This is a genomic window from Sphingobacterium sp. UBA5996 (assembly GCF_002429765.1).
Lineage (GTDB): Bacteria > Bacteroidota > Bacteroidia > Sphingobacteriales > Sphingobacteriaceae > Sphingobacterium.
In genome coordinates this window covers 194056-200853 of the sequence record NZ_DJAS01000010.1, presented here as the reverse complement: position 1 = coordinate 200853, position 6798 = coordinate 194056, and the positions used below count along the sequence as shown (strand labels likewise).

The window sequence follows — 6798 nt, the reverse complement described above, 5'->3', positions numbered from 1 at the left end:
GTCATTTTGAGACAGCCTCTTAATATTTAAAAACAAGCTTTTGCTTACTTTTTAGCGTATTTAAAGTTTTTACCTATAAAACGGGCATTACCACCCAATTCTTCTTCGATACGCAACAATTGATTGTATTTAGCCATACGGTCAGAACGGGAAGCAGAACCTGTTTTGATCTGACCACAGTTTAATGCTACAGCTAAGTCAGCGATAGTAGCATCTTCCGTCTCTCCAGAACGGTGCGACATGACAGAAGTGTATCCAGAATTTTGTGCTAAAGTCACTGCGTTGATCGTTTCAGTCAATGAACCAATTTGGTTTACTTTTACCAAAATAGAGTTTGCAGTATGCGTATCTATACCTTGTTGAAGACGTTTTGTGTTTGTTACAAAAAGATCATCACCAACCAATTGAACATGGTCACCGATTTTGTCTGTCAATGTTTTCCATCCTGCCCAATCATCTTCAGCCATACCATCTTCAATAGAGATAATTGGGTATTTTGCTGTCAATTCTGCTAAATAGCTCGCTTGTTCTTCGCTCGAACGTACAGCACCTTTATCCCCTTCAAACTTGGCATAATCGTATTTACCGTCTTTGTAGAATTCAGAAGAAGCACAATCCAATGCTAAACAAATGTCTTGACCTGGTTTGTAACCAGCAATCTCAATCGCTTTGAGCACGGTTTCAATAGCATCTTCAGTACCTTCAAAAGTTGGTGCAAAACCACCTTCGTCACCTACAGCTGTTGAAAGACCTCTGTCATGCAATATTTTTTTCAACGTATGGAAAACCTCAGTACCCCAACGCAAAGCTTCAGAGAACGAAGGAGCACCAACAGGCATAATCATAAATTCCTGAAATGCGATAGGCGCGTCAGAGTGAGAACCACCATTGATAATATTCATCATCGGGATAGGCAACGTATTTGCATTTACACCACCAATATAACGGTATAATGGTTGGCGTGACTCTTGGGCTGCAGCCTTTGCCACCGCTAATGATACACCCAAAATAGCATTTGCACCCAAATTACCTTTATTTTCGCTACCGTCTAAATCAATCATGATTTTATCGATGGCATTTTGTTCGAAAACATCTACACCTTCTAAAGCTTTAGCAATTGTAGTATTTACATTCTCAACAGCTTTCAAAACACCTTTTCCCAAATATGTTGACTTGTCGCCATCGCGCAATTCAACTGCTTCGTGAATACCTGTTGAAGCACCTGAAGGTACAGCTGCACGACCAACAAAACCATTTTGTGTAGTAACATCTACTTCGATTGTAGGGTTACCGCGCGAATCCAAAATTTGACGCGCATGAACATCGATAATTAAACTCATCTCTTTATTAGACTATAATTTATTTTCATTACTTAGTGTAGATAAGACACACTCTCATCTACAGACATTTTTCACAACCAAATATAACAAAAAATGTATTTATTCCCTTATTTATTCTGAATAAAATGTGCGTATTCTGAATAATTGGTATGGTGGCTTCAATAAAAAACCCTTCAAAATATGAAGGGTTTTTATATAATATTATACGTTTTAGTTTTTGATCAGTGCTACAAAATCATCAAACAAATAACGTGAGTCATGAGGACCTGGTGATGATTCGGGGTGATATTGCACCGAGAATGCTTTTTGCCCTTTGATACGGATTCCCTCAATAGACTGATCGTTCAAATTAACATGCGTTACCTCAACGCAATCAGAATTTTCAATGTCTTCAGCTACAACCCCAAAACCATGGTTTTGCGACGTAATTTCACAACGATTAGCAATGATATTCTTCACTGGGTGATTGATCCCACGGTGCCCATTATGCAATTTACTGGTGCGGATACCATTTGCCAATGCGAGGATCTGATGACCTAAACAAATGCCGAACATTGGTTTATTCGCGTTCAAAATAGCTTTTACTGTCTCGATAGCGTAATCCATCGGAGCTGGATCACCAGGACCATTGGAAATAAAGTAGCCGTCAGGATTCCATTGTTCCATTTCTTCGAATGTCGTCTTCGCAGGAAATACCTTCGTATATACATCCCGAGCTTCAAAATTCCGCAAGATATTTTTCTTGATTCCCAAGTCCAAAACCGCTACACGCAACGAAGCATTTTCATTACCGAAGAAATAAGGTTCTGCTGTCGTTACTTTTGAAGACAGCTCGAGTCCATCCATTGAAGGAACTTCCGCCAATTGACGCTTTAATGCTTCCACATCCAATGTTTCGGAAGAAATAATTGCATTCATTGCTCCTTTATCACGTATATGTCTTACCAAAGAACGCGTATCCACATCAGAAATACCAACTAAATTCCCCTCTTCAAAATAGCTTTGGATAGATTCATCAGCCATTTTACGACTATAGTTGATGTTGTAATTCTTACAAACTAATCCCGCAATCTGAATGTGATTTGATTCGGTATCGTCCTCATCAATACCATAGTTACCAATATGGGCATTGGTCGTTACCATGATTTGTCCAAAATAAGATGGATCTGTAAAAATCTCTTGATAACCGGTTGTCCCTGTGTTGAAACAGATTTCCCCAGTAGTCGTACCAATTTTACCAGCGGCTTTACCGTGATAAACTGTACCATCTTCTAAAACTAAAATTGCAGGCAATTTGCTGTAGTTGGTCATTATCGATGTAATATTATAAAATGTGTATCCTTACTTTTATGAATTTTAAAGCCTTCTTGATTGGATATAAAAAAAGCCCTCAAATGGGCTAATATCAATTAACAATGCATCATCACGATTGACAAACCGTTTCCTAAGGCACCTACCAATAAAGTCTTTTCTTTAATTTTCACGGGAGACAAAGTTAAGACTTATCGCTTAAAAGTGAAAACATTTTTCATTTTTTTATTTCACCTTGATTCCAGCCGCCAAAAACGAATAAAGTCTCTCAAAGTCAGCGCAGTCAACACCGGCACAATCAAGTAAATCAATGGATTTTCTAACCACGCCTCTTGCCACCGCAATAGCAACAATGCAATAAAAGCATGCGTAAGGCCACAGCCTGGACAGTTATATCCACTTATCGCCTTCCAAACACAGGGGATAAGAATGTGTATATCTGCCAAAAGGTGCAAGCCAATGGCGATCCCGAAATACCCGATGATCAGCGAGTATATCCAATGATGTTTTAGGTATTTCAGGAAAAACATAATCATTAATTGTTGATCGGACTTTTGATATAATTGCCGTCCGCATCCTTATATTTTCCGACAATAATCATAATCAAATCGATCAGATACCAAATACCACAGCCGCCTAAAGTGACCAACTGAATAACTGCCGTACCAATTTGTCCCAAATAAAACCGATGCGCACCAAATGGCCCCAAAAAGATACAAAACAACAGGGCCGGCAACCATCTATCGTCCTGGAACGTACTATTTTGCTGCTGAAAGGGCTGGTTAGCATAAAATATCGGCTGTCTTACACCGCAATACGGACAAACTTCGGCCTTGATCGTAATCAATTTACCACACTGCACGCAATACTTTTCGTCTTCTGTTTTCATTTAGATTTAGTTTGGCGACGGAATGGAAACTTTCCTCCCATCATGGATAAAATAATGGAGTTAAATTAGCAAAAAAACTTAAAAAAAAATCTCTTTTTTTATTGCCTATGGAAATTAACATAAACAGTAAAGGCGCATCGTATCTTGAAGCGCCCTTACTATTTATATTTTCGAATTTTAAGAGTTGATCGCTTTCCAGATCATATCTTTCAATGGCAATATATTCTTACCAGTCACCGAAGAAATGAAAATATAAGGAATATCTTCCGGTAGTTCCTGTTCCATCTCCTTCTCCAACTCTTCGTCGAGCATATCAGACTTGGTAATAGCCAACAGTTTTGGTTTATCGGCCAATTCAGGATTATAAGCGGTCAATTCATTTAAAAGAATGGCATACTCTTCACGGATCGTCCGGTCTGTATCAGCAGGGACCATAAATAACAACACTGAGTTCCGCTCAATATGTCGTAAAAAACGATAACCCAAGCCTTTCCCCTCAGAAGCCCCCTCAATAATTCCCGGAATATCAGCCATTACAAAGGAACGATTGTCCCGATAGCTCACCATACCCAAATTAGGTACGAGCGTCGTAAAGGGATAGTTCGCGATTTCTGGCTTTGCAGCAGATACGACCGACAGCAACGTCGATTTACCCGCATTTGGGAATCCTACCAATCCAACGTCTGCAAGAACCTTCAGTTCCAGTATCATCCACTGCTCTTTACCAGGAAGGCCTGGTTGCGAAAACCGTGGTGTCTGTTGCGTAGGCGACTTAAAATGCCAGTTACCCAGACCACCTTTTCCACCCGGCACCAGTATCCTGGTTTCACCTTCCTCTGTAATATCAAATAACACCTCGCCAGTCTCCGCATCCTTTGCTATAGTACCCAGCGGAACCTCCAATATCTCATCGCGACCAGTTGCACCCGTGCGCAGCGAGCTGCCTCCAGATTCACCGTTTGATGCGATAATATGTTTACGATATTTTAAATGAAGTAACGTCCAGAGATTAGTCGTTCCTTTTAGGATAATATGCCCTCCACGACCGCCGTCACCACCATCAGGCCCGCCTGTAGCCGTGTGTTTATCACGGTGCAAATGAGCCGAACCCGCCCCTCCATGTCCAGAACGACAACACACTTTCACATAATCAACAAAATTCGAACCTTGCGCCATTATAATTTATTACAGTCTAAAAAGTATTTACCTTAATTAATAATTATCGATGATATCGGTTAAGCTCTTAAAGATAGTCTCGATCTCGCCTATACCATTCACTTTAGAAAGCTTACCCTGGGCCTCATAATAAGGCAATACATGAATCGTCTTTGTGAAATATTCATCAATACGCTTCACTAATTTATCTGCGTCATCATCCGCACGTCCAGAAATCTCCCTCCGTTTGGCAATACGATCTTTCAATTCATCCTCATTTACATCCAGTGCGATTACGACTGAGATGGAGGTGTTGATACCTTCTAAAAAAGCATCCAAAGCCTCAGCCTGCGCAACAGTGCGAGGAAATCCATCGAAAATAAATCCTTTTGCATCTGGATTTTTCTTTACTTCCTCCTCCAGCATTGCTATTGTAATCGAATCTGGCACTAAATTCCCGTCAGCAATAATCTGGCTCACTTGTTGACCAAGCGGGGTTTGACCTTTAATATGTGCTCTAAAAATATCACCAGTAGAAACGTGCACCAATTGATATTTTTCAATAAGCTTTGCAGATTGGGTTCCCTTACCTGCACCCGGAGGGCCAAATATTACAAGGTTTAGCATAGTTTTATTTAAGAAATTAAAACGAGTTAAAAAATAAAAGCCTAATCACAGATGATGACTAGGCTTTTCAGTCGTGCGCTCCAAGGGAGTCGNNATCCAATTGAGCTAGGAGCGCAATAAACCAATACGTTTAGAACTCTGTCCCATTTGTTTTGGTGATGCAAATATAGTCAGAATTCGTTTTTTTACAAATTTTTTTTCAAAAAGAAGTCTATCGCCTTCCTTTGACAGCTGGTAAACAGCTTCCAAAATAAAAGCCAATCAAATTGACTGGCTTCATTACGTGCACTCCAAGGGAGTCGAACCCCTAACCTTCTGATCCGTAGTCAGACGCTCTATCCAATTGAGCTAGGAATGCCTTTTTTTTATCGTACAGAATCTGTATCGTGCGCTCCAAGGGAGTCGNNATCCAATTGAGCTAGGAGCGCTAGGCAACCAAAATAAAATAGTATTCATTTCCGTTTTGGTGATGCAAATATCGTTATATTTATCAATTTAACAAACATTTTTTCTCTTTTTTCAACTTTACACAACAACATTTCTTTTATCTCGTTGATAATATTATATTTAAAATATCAACTTTTTTTTTCAGACACGGACAAATGCTATTATTCATGAACAAAAGAGAATTAAAGCGCAGTAAAATACGCATTGGAGATATTAGTATCTCCTATTACATCAGACCGAGCATCTTAGCCCCTTCCCCCAAAACCATTATATTTATCCATGGTTTCCCGTTTAATAAAAACACCTGGAAACAACAGCTTCAAGATTTGGATGAAGACTATACGGGTATAGCAATTGATGTTCGAGGACATGGCCTCAGTACCAACGGTCATGGTTTTTTCTCCATTGATGTCTTTGCCAAAGATCTGGTAGAATTTATTCGCAAACTCGACCTCAACCACGTCATCCTGTGCGGCATTTCCATGGGAGGCTACATCGCACTGCGAACCTACGAATTGATCGGGCAACAGCTTAAAGGGCTTATTCTATGCGACACTAATTCCCTTGCTGATGACAACAAAGCCAAGCAAAAAAGATTTGATTCTATACAGGCTTTACTAAAATATGGCAGACGGCCTTTTGCCATTGGTTTTATAGGCAATTTATTTCACGACAAAACAATCCGCGAAAATGCCGAAGCTGTTGAACTGATCAAAAGCTGTATACGCAGAAATGAAGTCGCCAGCATCTGCGCGACACAGCTCGCTCTCGCATCCCGGACAGACACAAGCCATTCACTAAAAACAATTATTATCCCCACATTGGTTATAAAAGGAAAACACGACAAGCTGATGAGTGAGGAACAGACCAATATACTCATCGAAAATATCCCCGATGTCCGCTATGTGGAATTTGAAGAATCTGGTCACTTGCCCAATCTTGAGGAACCCGAAAAATTCAATATCGTATTAAATGATTTTCTGCGAAGCATTCCGCTAGTCTCATCCTAGGACGGCATACAGGGAATAC

8 protein-coding genes and 1 tRNA gene are annotated in these 6798 nt (G+C 40.0%); 2 read left to right on the top strand and 7 right to left on the bottom strand.

What is annotated here, in order from left to right; translation table 11 throughout:
- Nucleotides 1-44: 44 nt before the first annotated feature.
- From eno to B3E00_RS22230, 3 genes are all read right to left on the bottom strand, one after another.
- Complete coding sequence (eno, locus tag B3E00_RS07430) at nucleotides 45-1340, bottom strand: phosphopyruvate hydratase (RefSeq protein ID WP_293886182.1); 1296 nt, start codon at nucleotides 1338-1340, stop codon at nucleotides 45-47.
- A 210-nt stretch (nucleotides 1341-1550) separates the two neighbouring features.
- The gene (gene carA, locus B3E00_RS07425) at nucleotides 1551-2651 is read right to left on the bottom strand and encodes a glutamine-hydrolyzing carbamoyl-phosphate synthase small subunit (RefSeq protein ID WP_209574758.1); all 1101 of its coding nucleotides are present in this window, start codon (nucleotides 2649-2651) and stop codon (nucleotides 1551-1553) included.
- 230 nt (nucleotides 2652-2881) lie between these two features.
- Entirely contained in the window at nucleotides 2882-3010 is a 129-nt protein-coding gene (locus B3E00_RS22230; protein ID WP_414712419.1) for a hypothetical protein, read from the bottom strand.
- A gap of 6 nt (nucleotides 3011-3016) precedes the next feature.
- On the opposite strand from B3E00_RS22230, the gene B3E00_RS07420 reads away from it, so the two are divergent.
- Nucleotides 3017-3163 carry a hypothetical protein gene (locus tag B3E00_RS07420; protein ID WP_293937925.1) on the top strand — a complete coding sequence of 49 codons (147 nt, stop codon included), beginning with the start codon at nucleotides 3017-3019 and terminating at the stop codon, nucleotides 3161-3163.
- Between the two features lie 23 nt (nucleotides 3164-3186).
- Here B3E00_RS07420 and B3E00_RS07415 read toward each other — a convergent pair whose 3' ends face one another.
- From B3E00_RS07415 to B3E00_RS07400, 4 genes are all read right to left on the bottom strand, one after another.
- A complete protein-coding gene (locus tag B3E00_RS07415; protein ID WP_293886184.1) occupies nucleotides 3187-3540 on the bottom strand; it encodes a TM2 domain-containing protein in 354 nt (117 codons plus the stop codon).
- A 177-nt stretch (nucleotides 3541-3717) separates the two neighbouring features.
- Nucleotides 3718-4716, bottom strand: coding sequence for a GTPase ObgE (obgE, locus tag B3E00_RS07410; RefSeq protein ID WP_209574762.1), 999 nt, complete (start codon nucleotides 4714-4716; stop codon nucleotides 3718-3720).
- A 36-nt stretch (nucleotides 4717-4752) separates the two neighbouring features.
- Nucleotides 4753-5322 carry an adenylate kinase gene (locus B3E00_RS07405; protein WP_293937923.1) on the bottom strand — a complete coding sequence of 190 codons (570 nt, stop codon included), beginning with the start codon at nucleotides 5320-5322 and terminating at the stop codon, nucleotides 4753-4755.
- 284 nt (nucleotides 5323-5606) lie between these two features.
- A tRNA-Arg gene (locus B3E00_RS07400) sits at nucleotides 5607-5680 on the bottom strand.
- Between the two features lie 256 nt (nucleotides 5681-5936).
- Here B3E00_RS07400 and B3E00_RS07395 point away from each other — a divergent pair.
- The gene (locus tag B3E00_RS07395) at nucleotides 5937-6779 is read left to right on the top strand and encodes an alpha/beta fold hydrolase (protein ID WP_293937921.1); all 843 of its coding nucleotides are present in this window, start codon (nucleotides 5937-5939) and stop codon (nucleotides 6777-6779) included.
- Nucleotides 6780-6798: the final 19 nt, after the last annotated feature.